The 19,004-nt window shown below is 70.6% G+C and carries 18 protein-coding genes and 2 riboswitches; of the genes, 5 read left to right on the top strand and 13 right to left on the bottom strand.

Features of this window, described 5'->3' with window-relative positions:
• Positions 1–10 precede the first annotated feature (10 nt).
• The gene (locus tag EP757_RS13685; protein WP_127545871.1) at positions 11–418 is read right to left on the bottom strand and encodes a roadblock/LC7 domain-containing protein; all 408 of its coding nucleotides are present in this window, start codon (positions 416–418) and stop codon (positions 11–13) included.
• Positions 415–3,240, bottom strand: a complete 2,826-nt coding sequence (locus tag EP757_RS13680; protein WP_127545868.1) for a sensor histidine kinase — start codon at positions 3,238–3,240, stop codon at positions 415–417. Before EP757_RS13680 ends, EP757_RS13685 begins: the two co-directional genes overlap by 4 nt.
• Positions 3,241–3,791: 551 nt before the next feature.
• Here EP757_RS13680 and EP757_RS13675 point away from each other — a divergent pair.
• The 4 genes from EP757_RS13675 to EP757_RS13660 all read left to right on the top strand — a co-directional run bounded on the left by EP757_RS13675 (position 3,792) and on the right by EP757_RS13660 (position 8,827).
• Positions 3,792–5,435 (top strand): hypothetical protein, encoded by a 1,644-nt coding sequence (locus EP757_RS13675; RefSeq protein ID WP_127545865.1) that lies wholly within the window; start codon positions 3,792–3,794, stop codon positions 5,433–5,435.
• Positions 5,436–5,546: 111 nt separating this feature from the next.
• Complete coding sequence (locus EP757_RS13670) at positions 5,547–5,990, top strand: ribonuclease domain-containing protein (RefSeq protein ID WP_127545862.1); 444 nt, start codon at positions 5,547–5,549, stop codon at positions 5,988–5,990.
• A 194-nt stretch (positions 5,991–6,184) separates the two neighbouring features.
• Positions 6,185–6,259, top strand: a riboswitch (cyclic di-GMP riboswitch).
• Between the two features lie 26 nt (positions 6,260–6,285).
• Entirely contained in the window at positions 6,286–6,705 is a 420-nt protein-coding gene (locus EP757_RS13665; RefSeq protein WP_127545859.1) for a hypothetical protein, read from the top strand.
• Positions 6,706–6,823: 118 nt separating this feature from the next.
• Positions 6,824–8,827, top strand: a complete 2,004-nt coding sequence (locus EP757_RS13660; RefSeq protein ID WP_127545856.1) for a DUF5305 family protein — start codon at positions 6,824–6,826, stop codon at positions 8,825–8,827.
• Here the strand turns inward: EP757_RS13660 and thiC are convergent.
• From thiC to EP757_RS13615, 9 genes are all read right to left on the bottom strand, one after another.
• The gene (gene thiC, locus EP757_RS13655; protein WP_174262387.1) at positions 8,800–10,311 is read right to left on the bottom strand and encodes a phosphomethylpyrimidine synthase ThiC; all 1,512 of its coding nucleotides are present in this window, start codon (positions 10,309–10,311) and stop codon (positions 8,800–8,802) included. The two genes, EP757_RS13660 and thiC, sit on opposite strands and share 28 nt — an antisense overlap.
• Before the next feature lie 69 nt (positions 10,312–10,380).
• A complete protein-coding gene (gene thiD / locus EP757_RS13650) occupies positions 10,381–11,148 on the bottom strand; it encodes a bifunctional hydroxymethylpyrimidine kinase/phosphomethylpyrimidine kinase (protein WP_127545849.1) in 768 nt (255 codons plus the stop codon).
• The gene (locus tag EP757_RS13645) at positions 11,145–11,750 is read right to left on the bottom strand and encodes a thiamine phosphate synthase (protein ID WP_127545846.1); all 606 of its coding nucleotides are present in this window, start codon (positions 11,748–11,750) and stop codon (positions 11,145–11,147) included. The genes thiD and EP757_RS13645 overlap by 4 nt, the downstream gene beginning before the upstream one ends.
• Positions 11,744–12,490, bottom strand: a complete 747-nt coding sequence (locus tag EP757_RS13640) for a thiazole synthase (RefSeq protein ID WP_127545843.1) — start codon at positions 12,488–12,490, stop codon at positions 11,744–11,746. The genes EP757_RS13645 and EP757_RS13640 overlap by 7 nt, the downstream gene beginning before the upstream one ends.
• 1 nt (position 12,491) lies before the next feature.
• Positions 12,492–12,692, bottom strand: coding sequence for a sulfur carrier protein ThiS (gene thiS / locus EP757_RS13635; protein WP_127545840.1), 201 nt, complete (start codon positions 12,690–12,692; stop codon positions 12,492–12,494).
• On the bottom strand, positions 12,683–13,696 hold the full coding sequence (thiO, locus tag EP757_RS13630; protein ID WP_127545838.1) for a glycine oxidase ThiO: 1,014 nt from the start codon (positions 13,694–13,696) through the stop codon (positions 12,683–12,685). The genes thiS and thiO overlap by 10 nt, the downstream gene beginning before the upstream one ends.
• A complete protein-coding gene (locus tag EP757_RS13625) occupies positions 13,693–14,283 on the bottom strand; it encodes a thiamine phosphate synthase (protein ID WP_127545835.1) in 591 nt (196 codons plus the stop codon). The genes thiO and EP757_RS13625 overlap by 4 nt, the downstream gene beginning before the upstream one ends.
• Positions 14,277–14,387, bottom strand: a riboswitch (TPP riboswitch). Its footprint overlaps the gene before it by 7 nt.
• A gap of 36 nt (positions 14,388–14,423) precedes the next feature.
• The gene (locus EP757_RS13620) at positions 14,424–16,070 is read right to left on the bottom strand and encodes an ABC-F family ATP-binding cassette domain-containing protein (RefSeq protein WP_127545832.1); all 1,647 of its coding nucleotides are present in this window, start codon (positions 16,068–16,070) and stop codon (positions 14,424–14,426) included.
• Positions 16,071–16,097: 27 nt separating this feature from the next.
• Positions 16,098–16,703 (bottom strand): class I SAM-dependent methyltransferase, encoded by a 606-nt coding sequence (locus EP757_RS13615; protein ID WP_127545829.1) that lies wholly within the window; start codon positions 16,701–16,703, stop codon positions 16,098–16,100.
• A 95-nt stretch (positions 16,704–16,798) separates the two neighbouring features.
• Here EP757_RS13615 and EP757_RS13610 point away from each other — a divergent pair, with 95 nt between their 5' ends.
• On the top strand, positions 16,799–17,515 hold the full coding sequence (locus tag EP757_RS13610) for a hypothetical protein (protein ID WP_127545826.1): 717 nt from the start codon (positions 16,799–16,801) through the stop codon (positions 17,513–17,515).
• Between the two features lie 2 nt (positions 17,516–17,517).
• On the opposite strand, the gene truA is transcribed toward EP757_RS13610, so the two are convergent.
• Both truA and rplQ read right to left on the bottom strand, forming a co-directional pair.
• A complete protein-coding gene (gene truA, locus EP757_RS13605; protein WP_127545823.1) occupies positions 17,518–18,333 on the bottom strand; it encodes a tRNA pseudouridine(38-40) synthase TruA in 816 nt (271 codons plus the stop codon).
• Between the two features lie 79 nt (positions 18,334–18,412).
• Complete coding sequence (gene rplQ / locus EP757_RS13600; protein WP_127545821.1) at positions 18,413–18,985, bottom strand: 50S ribosomal protein L17; 573 nt, start codon at positions 18,983–18,985, stop codon at positions 18,413–18,415.
• Between the last annotated feature and the right edge of the window lie 19 nt (positions 18,986–19,004).

Raw genomic sequence — 19,004 nt, 5'->3', positions numbered from 1 at the left:
ACTGAGAAAGTCAATAACTGACGGCCTCGCGCGGCGCCGGCGACAATGCCGCGCCCACACGCTCCACCAGCAGGGCCATCTCGTAGCCGACCTGGCCGACGTCGCAGCTGCGCGCCGCCAGGACCGCCATCGAGGAACCGTCGCTGATGGACATCAGGAAAAGATAACCGCTATCCATTTCGATGATGGTCTGTTGCACCTTTCCCGCGTTGAACATCCGCGAGGCGCCGTCGGTGAGGCTGACGACGCCCGACGTGATCGCGGCGAGCTGGTCGGCGCGGTCCGCCGGCAGGTCACGCGACGACGCGAGCAGCAGCCCGTCCGCCGAGACCGCGACGACGTGCGCGACGCCCGCGATGCTGTCCACGAAGTTGCTGAGCAGCCAGCCCATGTCCTGCATGGTGGGGGGCCTGGTCACTGATCGTTCTCCTTAGGAACTGACGCGGCGGAATCGGCAACGCCGTCCGTCCGCCCTCGCTGCACTCCACGGTGGTACGAGGACAACAGCCCTCGAACCTCATCCGGATTGCGACGATGTTGGGTCCGCGGGGTGGTCTGCACCCCGCCGGGGACCAGTTGTGCCTGCGGCACCCGCTTGGGAAGGCCCGAACGGGTGGTGCCGGCGTCCTGCGGCACCGCGGCGGCCATGGCTCGCTGCCAGCCGTCGTCGGCGGTGGTACGCCACCTGTCGTCGGGCGCCTGCCGCGGCTTGGGGACCGTGGAGGCGGCGGCCGGGCTCAGCGGTGGCGCACTCACAGGCGGGACGCTCACAGGCTGAGCACTCACAGGCGGGGCACTCACGACCGGAGGCGCGCTCGTCATCGGGGGCGCGCTCGTCATCGGCGGCGCGCTCGTCATCGGCGGCACCGAGACCGGGGCCGGCGCATAACCGGCCGTCGGCATCCCGAGATGGGCCTGCTCCTCAGCGAGCCGGTCGAACCAGTTGGTCTGCATCTCCAGCTGAATCCGGTCCGGCTGCTCGGCAGGGGCCGGTTGCGGCAGCGAAGGCGGCGCGGCCTGGGCGAACGGTGAGAACGGCTCCGAGGGGGCGGCCGGCTGCGGGGTCCGGGCCGGCAACCTCGGCCGGTCCGGTGTCGGCGCGAGGTCCAGGTCGGACACCGGCCCGCCGAGCGAGACCGCCTGCCGGAACAGCGGCTCGGCCGGCATCGGCGCCGAGCGGACCGGCGGCCGGACCTCGGTGCGGGGCGGCAGACCGGGAGCGGTACGCGGGACGCCGTCCAGGGCGTGCGGCGGCGGACCCGGCCTGGTCCAGCTGGCGGCCCTGTTCGGCGGCGTCGCGGGCATGCCGGGCAGCACCACCACGTCGGCCGGCAGGGTGATCTCGGCGATCGTGCCGCCCTCGCTGCCGGGGCGTACGTCGACGACGATCCCGTGCCGGGCCGCGAGCCGGCCGATCACCGCGAAACCCATCAGGCGGAACGAGCCCACGTCCACCTCGGACGGCTCGTGCAGCCGGCGGTTGATCTGGTCCATCTGGTCGGCGGAGATGCCGAGACCGCGGTCCTCGACGAAGACCACGGCGTGATCGCCGACCCGGCTGCCGTGTGCCATGACGACCGTCGACGGCGGGGAGAACCGGGTGGCGTTGTCCAGGAGTTCGGCGATCAGGCGTACGACATCGTTGACCGCGGCCGCGGTGACCAGGACGTCGGTGTCGATCGAACCGAACTCGACCCGGTGGTACAGCTCCACTTCGGACTGCGCGGCCCGGATCGCGTCGATCAGCAGCGCGTCCTCACGGCGCGGCGCTCCCACCTCGGCGCCGGCCAGGACCAGCAGGTTCTCGTCGTTGCGGCGCATCCGGGTGGCGAGGTGGTCGAGTTCGAAGAGGCGGGCCAGCCGCTTCGGGTCCTCCTCCATCCGTTCGATTTGGTCGAGTTCGCCGATCATCCGGTCGACGAGCGTCTGGCTGCGCCGGGCCAGGCTCAGGAACATGGTGGAGACGCTGGTCCGGAGCGCGGCCTGCTCGGCGGCCACCCGGATGGCCTCCCGGTGGACCATGTTGAAGGCCTCGGCGACCTGCCCGAACTCGTCGTCCTCGGTGACCCGGATCGGGTCCCGGGTCTGTGCGACGATCCGGTCGACGCCGCCCTCGCCCAGATTCTCCACATCCTGCAAACGAGTCACTGCCTCGGGAAGATCCCGGTTGGCCACCGCGAGTGCGCCCTCCCGGAGGCGGCGCACCGAGAGATGCATCGAGCGGCCCAGGTAGATCGCGACCGCGACCGCGAGGATCAGCACGATCAGGACCAGGACGAACTCGATCGTGGCGCGCTGGGTGCTGTCCGAGCTGCTTTCCTCGGCGGCGGCCACGACCTGCTCGCCGAGCTGGGCGTCGGCCGCGCGCAGCAGCTGGGTGACGGTGCCGAAGGCGTCGACCAGGTCGTTCGGCGCGGTGCCGGCGAGCGTCGCGGGCTGGGTGGCGAGGGCATCGGCCCGGGTCACGGCGTCGTCCGAGGTGACCGCTTCGACCAGGGCGATCTGTGGTGCGGTCGCGACCGACCGGAGGTCGGTCAGCGCGTCCTGGCGGGTGGCTCGGGTCGCGATGATCGCTTGCTGCCGTGCGGCGTTCAATCCCCCGGATGTACGGGCGGCGAACGTCACCGCGGCCTGCTGGGCCGCTGCCGCCTCGATCCTGTCGAAGGCCGCCAGCGTCCGCAGTCCGTCGGCCACCGGACCGGGGTCGGCGGCGCGGCTCACCGCGTTGTCGAAACCGGTCATGCCGGTGAGCACGTCGCCGTACTGCTGGGCGACCTCGGGCACCTGTCCGGCACGTTCGCTGACGGCGCTGCGGATACCCGGCAGTTTGCCGAGGACGACGTCGGCGGCGGTGAGGCGGTCGGCGGCCACCGCGGGGATCCCGTCGATCTCGGCGCGGACGGCCCGGACGGCCTGCGTCTGCGCGTCCACCGCCTTGATCGCCTCGCGGTATCCGGTGTCGGCGGCGCCCGGGACGGCCAGGTAGGCGAGCGCGGCCATCCGCTCGTCGTGCACCAGCCCGGTCAGCCGGGACAGGTTCGTGCCGAGCGTCGTGAGGTCGGCGACCCGCCCGGTGTCGCTCGCGCGCTCACCGACCTCGGTGAGACGCACGGTCGCGAGGACCAGCACCGCGGTGAGCGGAATGAAGATCAGGGCAGCCAGCTTGGCGCGCATGCGCGCGTCCCGCAGCCACGGAAGGCCACCGCGTCGTGCAGCCTGGGCCGAGGATCCCGTGCTCACGACATCTCCTTCGTGGTCGTCCCCGCTCGACTCCGGCAGGACCGCCGGCGCACCAGGGGCCGCGGTCCGGCCCCGTCCGGTGCCCGCAGCAAAGCCCGCGCCGAATTCGGCACGGCGGCGATTTCACCAGAACGGCCGACCTTTTGGGAAGGGTGGAACCTCCCGGAAAATCCTCGGCTGTCCGGTGGAAAATCGCGCGTGCGGGCGTACTGAGGCATTGCCGTCCTGTTTGACGTGCGCGAATGCCTCACCCGCGACCTTCCGTGAATTCACCGTCACTGTTCCAGCCACTGGGATTTCCGTCCCGTGACCTCGCGAGGGTCTCACGTTCGCAAGGATCGACACGACGCGACGGACACGTTGTCCGGCGCGCCATAGTGTCCACTGCGGACAGCACGTGTGGCAACCAACCCGTACGTCGTCCCGCGATCACCGTCGGTGACGGCACACATAGTGACACAGATCGATGCTGATGATCCAGACTTTAGGGTGTCTTAATAAGCGGGCCCCGGACTGGCGCGTCACCCGGAACATTCCGTAACGTGCGCGGCATGGCAATTCGGAGCTGGGTGAAGCTACTGGCCACGACGACCGGCGCGGCAGCGGTGGTCGGCGCAGGTCAGCTCGGCCTCGCCTACGGGCTCGGCATGGTGCGCCTCGACCGGGATCTCGACGTCACTGCGAGTGACCTATGGACATCCCAACTGGCTTGGGTCGCCTGGTTCGCGATGACAGCGGCAGCGATCGGCGCCATCATCGGCACCGGCTTCCGCCCCCGATGGCTCCCCCACCCCATCGGTACGGGCGGAGCACTCGGCGTAGGCCTCGCCGCCGGACTCGGCGCCCTCGTGGTGCTCCCGCTGACCATGCAGCCGGCCCGATCCGCGCAGGTTGCCGGCGTCAACCCGGTCTTCGTGATCGGTGTGTGCGCGGGCCTCGGCGCCGCCGTCGGCATCTTCGCCGCCTGGGCCGCCGCCGCGAAGGCGGTCGCCCGCTGGAGCCTCGCCACCCTGACCGTCCTGGCCTGGATCGTCGCGCTGATCTCGATCGCGCCGTCGCTGCTGCCCGGCCGCACCCCCGGCGACGTCCGCCTCGGCGTGCTCGGCGGCAGCCTCATCCCGGCCTCACTCACCGACCTCACCGAGTTCCTCACCATGCCGGTGCTCGCGGTCTTCTCCGGCCTGATCCTCGGCTGGGTCGCCCGCGGCCGGCGCCTCTCGACCGCCGCCGTCGCCCTCACCGGCCTGGCCGGCCCGGCCCTGCTGACCGCGGCCTATCTGATCGCCGGCCCGGGATCGGATACCGGTTTCGCTCTCAGCCCCTACTGGGCCGCCATGATCGCCAGTGGCGCCGGCGTGCTCGGCTCGGTCCTCGCCGTCATCGTGCGAGGAGCCCCGGCCTCCGCCTCTGCCCCTGCTTCCGCCGCCGGGAGCGACACCCCCTCCAGGAGTGACACCCCCGCCAGGAGCGACGCCTTCGCCGGACCAGGAGCCGACGCGTCGCCGCTTCCCCGCCGCGACGCCGTCCCCGCCGGACCGGCCATCGCCGCCGTCGCGGCCGCCGCCGCCCAGCGCCCGGACCACCAGCTGCGCCCCTCGGACACCGGCGTGATCCCGGCCCAGGACCGCCCGCACCCCCTCGCCGACCTGGCCAACCAGGCGCCGGCCAACATGCCGAACTCGCCCTTCACCTCCGGGACCGGCTCGCCGTTCGGCCAGACGCCGCAGACCGGCGCACCGCAGGCGGCCGCCCACCAGGCAACTCCCCAGCAGGCCGCTCATCCGCAGGCCGCTCATCCGCAGTTCGCCTCGCAGCCGACCGCCGCGAACCCGACCATCGCGCCCTACCCGCCCGCCGGCCCTCCGCAGCAGCCCGGCCGCTTCTCCCCCGGTCAGCAGCAGGAACCGGCCCCTCGCTTCTCCGGTCAGCAGGAGGCCGCGTCCGGCCAGCGCCGTGGCTGGCGCTCCCGGCGGTCCGCACCGGAGAACCCACCGGCGTCCCCAGCCGCCTCGTTCGACGGTTTCGCCACCGGCACTCCGGCACCCCGGACCGGCATCGACACCGCCGAGCACCCGGGCGTCGCCGCGCGCCCGCCGGTAGTCGAGCCGACCTCGATCAGCGGCCCGCCGCCGCAGCGCGGTGGCCGCCAGGAGTCCGAGTACGTCGATTGGGTGAACGGCCTCGGCGGCGCGTGAAGCGTCCGCGAACACCGATGAAATGATCGGACCGGGAGGTACCGCAATCCCGGCTCAGTAGTGACGATTGTCGATGTCCGGGTCTTTTCCCCACGGCATCGGAGTCCGATCATGATCACTGACCGGCAAGCCCGCCCGCTGTCCCGATTCGGCCGTTTCCTCGCCGGCCTGGCCCTGGTCGTCGGCCTCGCCGGCACCGCCCTGACCGCCCCAGCGGTGGTTGCGCCGACGAGCACCGACGCGGCCCAGGCGGCCGTCTACAACAGCTGCACCATCAGCCGCTGCTCGGCCGCGCGTACCGCCTTCACCGGCTGGCAGTCCCTCGGCTGGCCGACGTCCGCGGGCTGGTACGCCTGGCCGTACGGCAACTACAACTACACGGGCGGCACGTTCTACAACCGCGAGGGCCAGCTACCCTCGGCCACCTACAGCGAATACGACGTCTACTCCCGCGCCCGGGGCGCTTCCCGGGACGCCTACCGCATCGTCGTGAACCGCAGTACCCGGGTCGCCTACTTCACGCCGGACCACTACGTGACGTTCTACAAGCTTTAAACCATTCCTGTGTACGCGCGGCGGCCGTCCCCGGGATGGCCGCCGCTCCGCGTCTGACCGTTTTTCCCAGCCCTCCGCTACCCATTAGCACCCCCCACCCGCTAAGGCGAAGAAATCCCCGAAAAAGGTCTCCCGAACGCTTAGCCCGGCAGCCCCCCCGACCGAACTTGCCTGACGTCAGCGAGCAACCGCTCGGGGCGAAAGAGCAAACCCGGCGCAAGCCGGGGACGCAAAGCCACGGGGCCTACTGGGCCGGCTGGGCTACCGACCTTGGGGAGAAACCTATATGCGCAACATGATGCAGCTTCTGGGTGGCGTGGCGGTTGCGGGCGTCGTCGCGGCGGGCAGCACGGCCTTCACCGCCGGTGGCCTGACCGGTCCGGGTACCACCACCTTCGTCGGCGGCAAGATCACCAACACGGTGACCGGCGCGACCCTGAGCTCCATCAAGGCGACGACGGCCAACCAGACGGACGCGGCGACCCGGATCAGCGCCTTCGAGCTGACCTTCGACTCCGCCACCCCGGTCGGCTCGGTCGTGACCCTCACCACTGACGGCGCGGCCGGCGGCACCACGCTCCCCACCGGCTACTACTGCCAGACCGTCCAGGTCACCACCTATAAGTCGCTGTGCACGGCGGGCACGAACCTCGCCACCCCCACCGGCTACTACACCGCGGTCGGCACCCTGACCATCGACGTCACCCCGGCGTAACAACCGGCTCGATCGGTCAGATCCGGTCGAGGCAAGCCGAACAGAACACCAGGCCCGCACTCCACCAAGACAGGCCTGGAACGGAACGCCGGACTCCGTGTCACCTCGACGTCTAGCCATGGCCGCCATCCTCGTGATGGCGGCCATCGGCGCTTGGGCCGTCACCACCGGCCGGATTTCTTACGTCGTCACCTACGGCGTCAGCATGAACCCCGTCTACTACGCCGGCGATCTTGTGATCGTCGGCAAAGCCGATTCCTACGAAGTGGGGCAGATCGCCGCATATTATGGTGCCGGTGGGCGCACCAAGGTGCTGCACCGCATCATCGGCGGGGACGCACAGACCGGCTGGGTCTTCAAAGGAGACAACAACCAATCCGTCGACCGGGACACGCCGACCAGCGATGAGGTGCTGGGCCGAGCCATCCTTCACGTCCCCACGGTGGGTACCTGGCTGCAACCCCTGCTCAGCCCGACCGGCATCGGAACGCTGGCTTTCCTCTTCGTCGGCGGCGGCACAGCCCACAAGATCCGAAATCGCCGGGACATACCTCGAGGCCGCCAGAAGAAGAGGGTGAAGCACATGTCGGGCCAAGGCGGCTCCTGGGCTGTCGCGGCGGTCGTTGTCAAGGCCGTCACCCGCCTCCACCCAGGGTTCCGGGTGCTCACCGCTGTGGCAGCGCTGGCAGCCGTCGCCGGGGTGCTGCTCGGTGTGCTCGGCTGGATGAGGCCGGTACAGGAGGCGGTGGCGGCGAACGCCGGCTCCGGAGAGTCGATCACCTTCAGCTACTCGGCGAAGGTGCCCCGGACCGCCGCCTACGACGGCACCCGTGTCTATTCACCGGAACCCATCTACCGCAATGTCGTCGACCTGGTCGACCTGCAGATGACCTACCGCGGCGATCCCGGCCGGATCGGGGTGAGCGCCCGGCTCTCGACCTCCAGCGGGTGGCACACGACCATGCGGCTCTCGCAGCCAAGCCCGTTCACCGCCAAGCTCTACAACGCCTACGTCCAACTGGATCTGGACGCCTTCGACGAGCGCGCGAAAGCAGCGACCGAGGCGATCGGGGCCGAGGTCGGCGCGCTGACGGCCACCATCATCGCCCTCGTGCAGCACGACGACGGAACGACCTTCGAAGCCCAGCTGCCGCTGTCGGTCAGCGCGCTCGGGATGAACCTGGCCGGTGGCGCGGAAAGTCTGGTCGTCAACAAGTCGAGCGGCGCTGGCGCCACCGTCGTGAAAGACCGGCAGATCGGCGCCTTCGGTTACGACCTGCTCACCGCGGCGCAGGCCCGCAAGCATGCGTTGTTCCTGCTCCTGCTGGCCGTGGCCGGATCCGTGATCGTGGCGGTCGCCGCGTTGCGCAGCGTCCCCCTCAACAACCGGGCCAACATCGAGCGCCGGTACCCGCACCTACTGGTTCCGGTCGAACCGATGCCCAGTCCGCCGGGAAAACCGGTGGTCGTGGTGGACAGCTTTCCGGCGCTGGTGAAGCTCGCCGAGAAGTACGGCCAGATGATTCTGACCTGGACCCGGCCGGACGGCGCCGACGACTTCGTCGTCCGGGATGACGGCGTGACCTACCGGTACCGGATCGTTCCGGCCGGGACTCCACAGACACCGCCGGCGCCTGAGCCGGCTCCGGTTCGGAGGCCACCCGCCCGGAGAGCCGCCGCATCCAAGATCGCACCGGCTCAGCCTGCGCAGGCCCAGGCCGCCGCCACTCCGGCGGTCCGGATCGCTGCCACGGAGCCGGAGCCCGTACCGAGCGCGCCCGCAGACACCACGCAGGAGATCGCCGCGGCGGTCGAGCAGCCGCGGGAGACCGCGGTCCAGGAAGCGCCGAAAGAAGAACCCAGGAAGCGCGCCCGCCGCCCCCGCAAGAAAGCCGAAGAAGCCGCGAAAGCCGAAGAAGTCCAAGATCCCGAGGACGCCGGGAAGCCTCCCCTGCAACGCCCGATCCGCCTCAAGCCGGAAGCCGAGCGCAAGGCCATGGAGACCCTGGCCGAACTCAACCAGTCGGTGGGCGCCCCGGAACCCGAGACGCCCCACGAACCGATCTACGACTTCCTGCCGAAGCACCAGAAGGATCAGGCGGACGGCGCCACCGGCAGATAGACCCGGCCACCCGCGTCGACGAACTCCGAGGACTTGGCTTTCATGCCGGCCGCCCGCAGCTCGTGGCTGATCTTCATGGAGCAGAATTTCGGGCCGCACATGGAGCAGAAGTGGGCGGTCTTCGCGGGCGCCGCCGGCAGCGTCTCGTCGTGGTAGGCGCGGGCCGTCTCCGGGTCGAGGGCCAGCTCGAACTGGTCCTCCCAGCGGAAGTCGAACCGGGCCCGGGACAGCGCGTCGTCCCATTCCTGCGCGCCGGGGTGGCCTTTCGCCAGGTCAGCCGCGTGCGCTGCGATCTTGTAGGCGATCATCCCGGCCTTCACGTCCTCCTTGTTGGGCAGGCCGAGGTGTTCTTTCGGGGTGACGTAGCAGAGCATCGCCGTGCCGAACATGCCGATCATCGCGGCGCCGATGGCCGACGTGATGTGGTCGTAGGCCGGCGCGATGTCGGTGGCCAGCGGACCGAGGGTGTAGAAAGGCGCGCCCGAGCACAGCTCCTGCTGGAGGTCCACATTTTCCTTGATCTTGTGCATGGGTACGTGGCCAGGACCTTCGACCATGACCTGTACGTCGTACTCCCACGCGATGTGCGTCAACTCGCCGAGGGTCCGCAGCTCGGCGAACTGCGCCTCGTCGTTGGCGTCAGCGATCGATCCCGGCCGGAGTCCGTCGCCGAGCGAGAACGTGATGTCGTACTCCCGGAAGATCTCGCAGAGTTCCCGGAAGTGGGTGTAGAGGAAGTTCTCCCGGTGCTCGGCGAGACACCAGGCCGCCATGATCGACCCACCGCGCGAGACGATGCCGGTCACGCGTTCGGCAGCGAGCGGCACATATGCCAGGAGCACCCCGGCGTGGATCGTCATGTAATCCACGCCTTGTTCAGCCTGCTCGATGACGGTCTCCCGGAACAGCTCCCAGGTCAGCTTCAGCGGATCGCCGTTGACCTTCTCCAAGGCCTGATAGATCGGGACGGTTCCGATCGGTACGGGCGAGTTCCGTACGATCGCCTCCCGCGTCTCATGGATCCGCGGCCCTGTCGAAAGGTCCATCACGGTGTCGGCGCCCCACCGCGTCGCCCAGGTCAGCTTCTCCACCTCCTCGGCGACCGACGAGGTCACGGCCGAGGTGCCGATGTTCGCGTTGACCTTCACGAGGAACCGCGACCCGATGATCATGGGCTCGGACTCGGGGTGGTTGCGGTTCGCCGGCAGCACCGCGCGCCCGGCGGCGATCTCCTCGCGCACCACCTCGGCGGTGACGCCTTCGCGTTTCGCCACGAACTCCATCTCGGGCGTGACGATTCCGGCCCGCCCCGCCGCGAGCTGCGTCTTCCCCGTCCACCAGGGCCGGCGCATCGGCGGCAGCCCGACGAGCGGATCACTGCCCGGGCCGGAGGTGTCGTAGAGCCGCACCGGCGGCTCGTCGTTCGAGAGCACCACTTCGGTGAACGGAACACCGTCCACATAGACCTTACGACGCATGGCCATACCTCCCCAAATGTGGATCAAACAGGCGGCACGAGGCAGTTAGCGGCCCAGCGCCGAACCCAAGAGGACCTAGACGGCCCAGCCGAAGTGATCGAGCGGCCCGGGTCCCGCCCCGAGTCGCCAGGTGCTGCCGCCGCGCAGGCCGCGACGCACGTACTCCTTCGCCGCCGCGACCGCCTCCGGCACCGGATCGCCGGCCGCCAGCCGCACCGCGATCGCCGACGAGAAGGTGCAGCCGGATCCGTGGTTGTTCCGGGTGTCCACCGGCTCGCCACGCAGCAGCGTCGTCTCACCGTCGTGCCGCAGCACATCGACGGCCAGCTCACTTCCGGTCACCACAACAGCGCGTGGTCCAAGATCCGCAAGCTCGGCCGACGCCGAGGCCATCTCCTCGGCCGTCTCGATCACCCTGCCGAGGAGGGCGCCGGCTTCGTGTCGATTGGGGGTCACGACCTTGGCGTACGGCAGAAGCACCGCGACGACCGCTGCCTCACCGAGCCGGCTGCCCGCGGTCGCTACCAGCACCGGGTCGATCACCAGGTTCGGAAGGTCACCGGCCCGCGCCGCGATCACCTTCGCGACCGCCGGATCCGAGATCATGCCCACCTTCACGGCCGCCACCGGCAGATCCGAGAGCACCGCGTCGAGCTGAGCCGCGACGACGTCCGCCGGAACACCGTGGATGGCGGTGACGCCGAGCGTGTTCTGCGCCGTGATAGCCGTGATCACCGACGTGCCGAACGCCCCGAGCGCCGCGAACGTCTTCAAATCAGCCTGAATCCCAGCACCACCACCGGAATCCGACCCAGCGATCGTCAGCACCACCGGCGGCGTCACCGGGCCTCCTCGAGATCCCGGGCGGCGGCCTGGCGTTTTGCGGCGGCGAAGGCGCCTGCCAGTTCGCTTGCGACGCGGCGTGGGTTGGCGGCTCGCATGACGGCTCCGAGGACGGCTATGCCCTCGGCGCCCGCTTCGGCACAGGCGGCAGCCCGGGCGGCCGAGTCGACGCCGCCGAGGCCGAGCCACGGCATCGGACCGGCCATCGCGCCGGCGGCCGCCGGGCCGAGAGCCGGGCCGTAGCCGGGCTTCGTCGCGGTGAGATGGATCGGCGACAGGGTCACGTAATCCACATCGGACAGCGGTTCGGTCCCGTGCCAGGAGCGGCCGACCAGCGGGACCCCGGCCGGCATCGGATCGGCCGCCGACAGGTGGACCGCTGCTCCGCCGAGCGGGTCCGGCCCCGCGACGATCAATCGGTCGGCGGGCATGATCCGGCGGAGTCGGTCGGCGAGAGCGGAGCGGTCGGCGTACGAGAGATCTCTTTCTCGAAGGATGACCCACTCGGCGCCGCCGCGGATCGCCGCCGCGACCACTTCCTCCAGCGGCCCGGCGGCGGACCGCCGATCGGTGAGTACGACGAGCCCGCCCGGCGTCACCATTGCGCGATGCCGTCGTCTTGAGTGGACGCGAGGGCGTGGAACCGGCGTGGGATGCGACCGGCCGCGCGGGCGAGACGACCGGCGGCCACCGCGTGCCGCATCGCCGAGGCCATCGCCGCCGGATCGTCGGCCCGGGTGATGGCGCTCGCGACCAGCACCGCGTCGCAGCCGAGTTCCATGGCGCGAGCCGCGTCCGAGGCGGTGCCGATGCCGGCGTCCAGGACCACCGGCACGTCGACGCTCTGCCGGATCAGCTCGATGTGGTGCGGATTGGAGATCCCCAGACCGGAACCGATCGGTGAGCCGGCCGGCATCACCGCGGCACAACCCGCGTCGGCGAGGCGGCGGGCCAGGATCGGGTCGTCGGTCGTGTACGGCAGGACCGTGAACCCGTCCGCGACCAGCTTCTCGGCGGCGATCAGCAACTCCACGCCGTCCGGCAGCAGAGTCCGCTCGTCGCCGATCACCTCGAGCTTGATCAGATCGGTTTCGAACGCCTCGCGCGCCATCTGCGCCGTCTTCACCGCGTCACCGGCCGTGTAGCAGCCCGCGGTGTTCGGCAGCACCCGCACACCCAGGCGGTCGAGCATCGGCAGCAGGCCCGGCCCGGCCGCGTCGACCCGGCGCAGCGCCACCGTGACGAGCGTCGTCTCGGACGCCTCGATCGCCTCCTCGAGAGCGGCCAGGCTCTGCGCGCCGCCGGTGCCGAGGATCAGTCCGTTCTCCGGCAGGAACGACACGTCAGCCTCCCTGCGCCGCGGTGAGCACCTCGACCCGGTCGCCGTCGGTCAGGTCGACGTCGGACCACGTCGAGCGCGGCACCACGGTTCCGTTGACCGCGACCGCCACCCCACGCTGGGCGGCGATGAGCTCGGCCACCAGGGTCGCGACCGTGCAGGCTCCGGACCGGCTCTGGTCCCGGCCGTTGATCGTCAGGCGCATCCGAACCTCCCAGGCGAGAACGCTTCCAGCAGCGGATCCGCGGACCCGGTCAGCACCAGGCCGGCCACGAGCCGCGCGGTGATCGGGGCGAGCAGCACCCCGTTGCGGTGATGACCGGCGGCGACGATGACCCGGTCGTCGAGGGCGCCGATGATCGGCGCGTTGTCCGGAGTGCCGGGGCGGTGCCCGACGGTCCACTCGGTGATCTCGTGCTCGGCGAGGCCGGGCACCAGGTCGAGGGCGGCTCGCAGCAGGTCGTGGACGCCCCCGGCGGTGATCGCCCGGTCGGAACGTTCCTCCTGGGTCGCGCCGACCACGATCTCGCCGTCGGCACGGGGCACGAGGTAGACGTGCCGGCCGTCGGCGGCGCCGTCGATGACGTGTTTCAGCAGGCCGGGTTCACCGCGCAGGCGCAGCACCTGGCCTTTCACCGGCCGGATGGGCAGACCGGTGAGGGCCGCGGTGCCGCAGCCGGCCGCGACCACGACTCGTCCCTCTATTCCGGATAAATCGGATACGTGGCGGTGGACGATCCGGCCCGCCAGCTCTCGCCGGAGCGCCGCCACCACCTTGCGGGGATCAACCTGGCGCTCGGTCGCGGCGAAGGCGCCGGCCCTGACCCTCGGCGACAATGCCGGTTCCAGGTCACGAGCCTGCGAACCGGTCAGCACCGTGAGCTTCTGATGCGCCCACTCACGCCTGGCCTCGGCGAGGTCGTCAGCGGTCAGGGCCACACTCAGTGTGCCCGCGTCGTCGTAACCGACATTCCCCAGCCTTTCGGCATAGGTCGGCCAGAGTTCGTTCGACGCCTCCAGCAGCGGCTCCAGATACGGGAACTCGAACGCCGACTCCCCACCGGGCGCCAGCATCCCGGCCGCCACGTGCCAGGCGCCGTCGGTCCCCTCGGGCGACGGGTCGTAGACGGTGACGTCGACGCCATGGAGCAGCAGCTCACGGCCGATGGCGAGGCCGATGATCCCGCCGCCGACGACAGCCACCCTCATGCGAGCGCCTCGAGGAACTCGGCGACAGCGCGCTTCGGATCCGCGACGAACGCGCCGACCGCGGCTACACCGTGCGACGGCAGGACCGGCACCCGGTCGGCGGTGATGCCGCCGATCGCCAGCACCGGAATCCCCGGGACCGCGTCGACGACGGCGGCCACACCGGCCGGCCCGATCGGTGGTGGCAGCCCGTCCTTCGTGGACGTGGCGAACGCCGGGCCGGTGCCGAGATAGCTCGCTCCCGCGGCGACGGCGGCCCGGGCGGCGGTGGGATTCCGGCAGGTCGCGCCGATCACGGCCTCCGGGCCGAGCACTCGCCGGGCCGCATCCACCGGCAGGTCGTCCTCACCGAGGTGGACGCCGTCCGCGCCGGCCGCCAGCGCCACCCCGACCCGGTCGTTGACCAGGCACATCGTGCCGGCAGGGCGGAGGATCTCCAGTGCCGCGACGGTCAGCGCGAACGCGATCGCGTCGGTCGACTTGACTCTGATCTGGACGGCCACCTCGTCGAACCCGGCGACACCGCGGACGACGTCGAGCGAGTCGGTGATGACGTGGAGCCTGGGAAACGAAGAAGAACCGTGCATGAAGCACTCCTCCCTGCGCCGGCATGACCCGGATCAGGTTCGACGGTCGGGGGCCGCATCAGCCCCCCTCTCAGCCCGGTGCCCGGACTCCCGTGGGGTTGTGTCTTAGTCGGACCCTAACCCGACTGTGAGATCGAAATCTAGCGGACGTCCCAGACCGGTTCGGGAACCTCGACGACCTCGCCGTCACTCCTGAACAGCACGAAACGATCAAAGGAACGACTGAACCAGCGATCGTGGGTGACGGCTATCACCGTGCCGTCGAACGCCTTCAGGCCCTCCTCCAGCGCTTCCGCCGAGGCCAGGTCGAGGTTGTCGGTCGGCTCGTCGAGCAGCAGCAGGGTCGCGCCGGACAACTCCAGGAGCAGCACCAGGAACCGCGCCTGCTGACCTCCGGAGAGCGTGCCGAACCGCTGGTCGCCCTGGGCCGCCAGCTCGTAGCGGTTCAGCGCCTTCATAGCACCGGCCCGGTCCACGCCGGACCGATGCTCGTCGCCGCGCCAGAGGATCTCGACGAGCGTCTTCTGCATCAGCTCGGGACGGTCGTGGGTCTGCGAGAAGTGACCGGGCCGCACCCGGGCGCCGAGGCGGACCTTGCCGTCGTGCATCACGTGGGTGAGCGGCGCGCCGTCGACCGGCTTGTGCTCCAGGTCGGGTTCGGATCCGCCGGCCGCCAGCAGGCGCAGGAAGTGCGACTTGCCGGTGCCGTTCGCGCCGAGGACGGCGACCCGGTCGCCGTACCAGATCTCCAGGTCGAACGGGAACGTCAGGTTCTCCAGTTCGAGCTGCTCGCACATGACCGAGCGCTTGCCGGTACGGCCACCGCGCAGGTTCATCCGGACCGCCTGATCCTTCGGCGGCAGCGGCGGCGGTCCCGCCTCCTCGAACTTGCGGAGCCGGGTCTGCGCCGCCTGATAACGGGAGGCAAGCCCGTCGTTGAAGGCCGCCTTGTTCTTCAGCGTGAAGACCAGCTCGCGGAGTTTCTCGTGCTCCTCGTCCCAGCGGCGGCGCAGCTCCTCCATCCGCTCGTGCCGGTCGCCGCGAGCCTCGTGCCAGGAAGCGAAACCGGCCGGATGCGTCCACGCTCCGCCGCCCTCGACCGCCACCACCCGGTCCGCGGTCTGCGCCAGCAACTCCCGGTCGTGCGAGACGTAGAGCACCGACTTCGACGACTCGCGCATCCGCTGTTCCAGCCAGCGTTTCGCCGGGACGTCGAGGAAGTTGTCCGGCTCGTCCAGCAGGAGCACCTCGTCGTTGCCACGGAACAGCAGGTCGAGGGCGAACCGCTTCTGCTCGCCACCGGACAGGGTGCGGACGATCCGGTCCTTCGCCTCCTCCCACGGCTTGCCGAGGATCGAGACGGTCACCGTGTCGAACAGGACCTCCGCCTCGTACCCGCCGACCTCGCCCCAGTGGGCCAGAGCGTTCGCGTACGAGATCTGGCTCTTCTCGGTGTCGTCGAGGGCCGCCGCCGCCTTGCGGACTCGCTCGCCCGCCGCGCCGAGCGCCGGCGCCACCAGGGACAGGGCGAGATCCTCAAGGGTGCGGTCGTCGCCGATCATCCCGATGAACTGGCGCATCACGCCGAGGCCGCCGGACCGCGCGATCGTGCCGGACTGGGTCGGGATGTCCCCCGCGACCATGCGCATCAGCGTCGTCTTGCCGGCCCCGTTCGGACCGACGAGTGCCACCTTCGCACCCTCGCCAACCCGGAACGACACGTCGGAGAAGAGCTCCCGCCCATCGGGGAGCACGAATCCGGCACCGGCGACATCCACGTAACCCATGGCGGCATCCTCCCTGGCCGGTACGGCTCAGTCAGCCGATTTTCCGGTGACCTTCAAGACCCGGAACCCGCGCTGGCTGGCGATACGCTCCACCTGCCAGCCGAGCCCGATGAGCCAGGTGTGCAGCGAATCACCGCCCAGGTTCCGGTTGATCACCAGCCAGGCGACGCCGTCCGGGGCGAGCCGGGGCAGCCAGCGTTCCATCAGGGCGTGCAGCTCCGCCTTGCCGACGTGGGTCGGCGGGTTGCTCCAGATCTGATCGAACGTCACGTCGTCCGGAACCTCCTCCGGGCTCGCCACCGTGACCCGCTTGCCCTTGGCGTTCTCCGCCGTCAGCTCACGCGCGCGGGAGTTCACGTCCACCGCGTAGACCGTCGCCGCCGGCGCCTCGGTCGCGAGCACACAGGCGATCGGGCCGTACCCGCAGCCGAGGTCGAGCATCGTGCCCTCGAAGGTGACGGTCGGCAGGCCGGCCTTGCGCAGCAGCACGGCGGTGCCGGGGTCCAGCCGCCCGGCCGAGAAGACACCGGACGCGACGGCGAGCCGGTAGTCCTTGCCGGCGACGCTGAACTCGATCTCGCCCCGCTTCAGCGGCGCGTCCGGCTCGGCGGAGAAGTAATGGTCGGAACTCACCCGGCCAGTCTCCCGCCACCGAACGAACGGCGGGACGCCGGGGGGCGGACAGACTGTGCGTTAATAGATCAGCATGCCCGCCTAGCTTGGGGCCCATGCGGTACGCCACCCCGACGCGCTCCGCCCACGCCCTGGTCGTGAGACCGTTCCCGGGTCCGGCCGGGCAGCATCGCACCCCACGACCTCGCAGGCAACGGCACCTCAGGCGCGAGCCCTACCAGGCCGCCCGGCTTCTCACCCATGCCCTCGCCGCGCTCATCGTGCTCGGCATCGTCGTCATGCTGACCGTGCTCATCGTCGCCGACGACGGCACTCCACCGGCCACCACGCCACGTGCCGCATCCGGCACGCCACTGACCGCAACGGAGGTCTTCCCCGATCAGGCGACCCTCTTCCGGGTGGGCGAGACGCGGGTCGAGGCCGATTGCCCGGTCGCGGTCACCGGTGGCCTGCGGTCAGTGCTTCAGGGGTACGCCTGCTCGCAGGCGATCCGCGCCTCCCTCACCGTGCCCTACGCCGACTACCGGGTGACCGCCGGTGTCCTCACCCTCCCGGACGTGGAGAGCGCCACAGCGGTCGGCGAGCGTGTCCGCGAGCTGGTGGAGACCGGCGACGGTGGTTTCGCGGTCCTGAGCGGCGCCACGGCGGCCCCCGGCACCCCGATCGCCTGGCGTACCCACGACCGTTACCTGCTCTACTGCGTGATCCTGAGCCCCACCGGCGAGCTCGTACCCACCGACGACCCGGCGGTGACCCGGATGATGACCGAAGTCCTGGACACCCACCTGACCGCGGCCCTCACCGGCCGCTGACCTCAGGCGCGCAGGCGTCGGGTCGCGTCGGCTCGGGCCGCGTAGTCGGCCTCGTCGGCGTAGCCCACCGCCACCAGCGTCAGCCCGTGTGCCGCCGCCACCGTCACCTCGCTGGACCGCTCGCGCAGGGTGAGCAGCCGGGCCGGCCACTCCGGCTCGCGGCGGCCGTCGCCGACGAAGAGCATGGCGCCCACCAGGCTACGGACCATCGCCTGGCAGAAGGCGTCCGCCTGGACGGTCGCCACCAGCGTGCGGTCCGGGTCGCGGCGCCAGTCGAGGCGGCCGATCGCGCGGATCGTGGTGGCGTGTTCCTTGCGCTTGCAGAAGGCGGCGAAGTCGTGCTCGCCGAGCAGGCCGGCCGCGGCGGCGTTCAGGCGGTCCAGGTCGAGCGGGCGCATCCAGCCGAGGGTGTCGTAGCGGCGCAGCGGCTCCGGGCCCCACGGGTCGTCGGTGACGCGGTACTCGTAGCGGCGGAACGTCGCCGAGAAACGGGCGTCGAAGGTGTCCGGGACCGGGACGACGGCACGAACCCGGGCGTCCGGCGGCATCAGGGCTCCGAGCCGGCGCACCAGCGAACCGGAGAGGCGCTCCCAGTCGTCGGCCGGGAGGTCGATGTGACAGACCTGGCCGGTCGCGTGCACCCCCGCGTCGGTACGCCCGGCAACCGTGAGCCCGAGAGGAGTGTCCGGTCCGACGAGCCGGCCCAGGGCCTCGGTGAGGACGCCGGCCACCGTGCGCCGGCGGGGCTGCACGGCCCATCCGGAGAAGTCGGCGCCGTCGTAGGAAACGTCCAGGCGTAGCCGGACCTGATCACTCATGAGCTCTCGTTCACCCGTACCGAAGAGAAAGCGAAAGGCCCGGCACCCAGAATGGGCACCGGGCCTTTCAACGTGGAACTCAGGCCTTGGTGTCGTCGCCCTCGGCCTGGTTGCCGGGGCCCTCGGCGCCCTTGTCGCCGGAAGCGTTGACCGGAGCCTCAGCGTCCTGGTCAGCCTCCTCGGCGGCCGGGGCGGCCTTCGGGGCCTCGGCCTCGGGCGCGAGCGCCTCGACCTTGTCCTGCTGCGCGGCGGCCTTGCGGGCCGACTTCGACGGCGCGGTGGTGGCCGCGACCTGCAGCTCCTCGACCAGCTCGATGACGGCCATCGGAGCGGCGTCGCCCTTGCGGGGACCGGTCTTGGTGATCCGGGTGTAGCCACCGGGACGGTTGGTGTACCGCGGAGCGATCTGCTCGAACAGGGCGTACACGACGTCCTTGTCCTTCACGACGGTCAGAACCCGGCGACGGGCGTGCAGGTCGCCGCGCTTGGCCTTCGTGATGAGCTGCTCGGCCAGCGGACGCAGCCGCTTGGCCTTCGTCTCGGTGGTCTTGATCTTCCCGTGCCGGAAGAGCTCGGTGGCCAGGTTGGCCAGGATGAGCTTCTCGTGTGCCGGGCTGCCGCCGAGGCGGGCACCCTTGGTGGGCGTGGGCATTTCCGATGCTCCTTGGTTA

The organism is Actinoplanes sp. OR16 (assembly GCF_004001265.1).
Lineage (GTDB): Bacteria > Actinomycetota > Actinomycetes > Mycobacteriales > Micromonosporaceae > Actinoplanes.
This window is presented reverse-complemented; position numbering and strand designations above follow the sequence as displayed.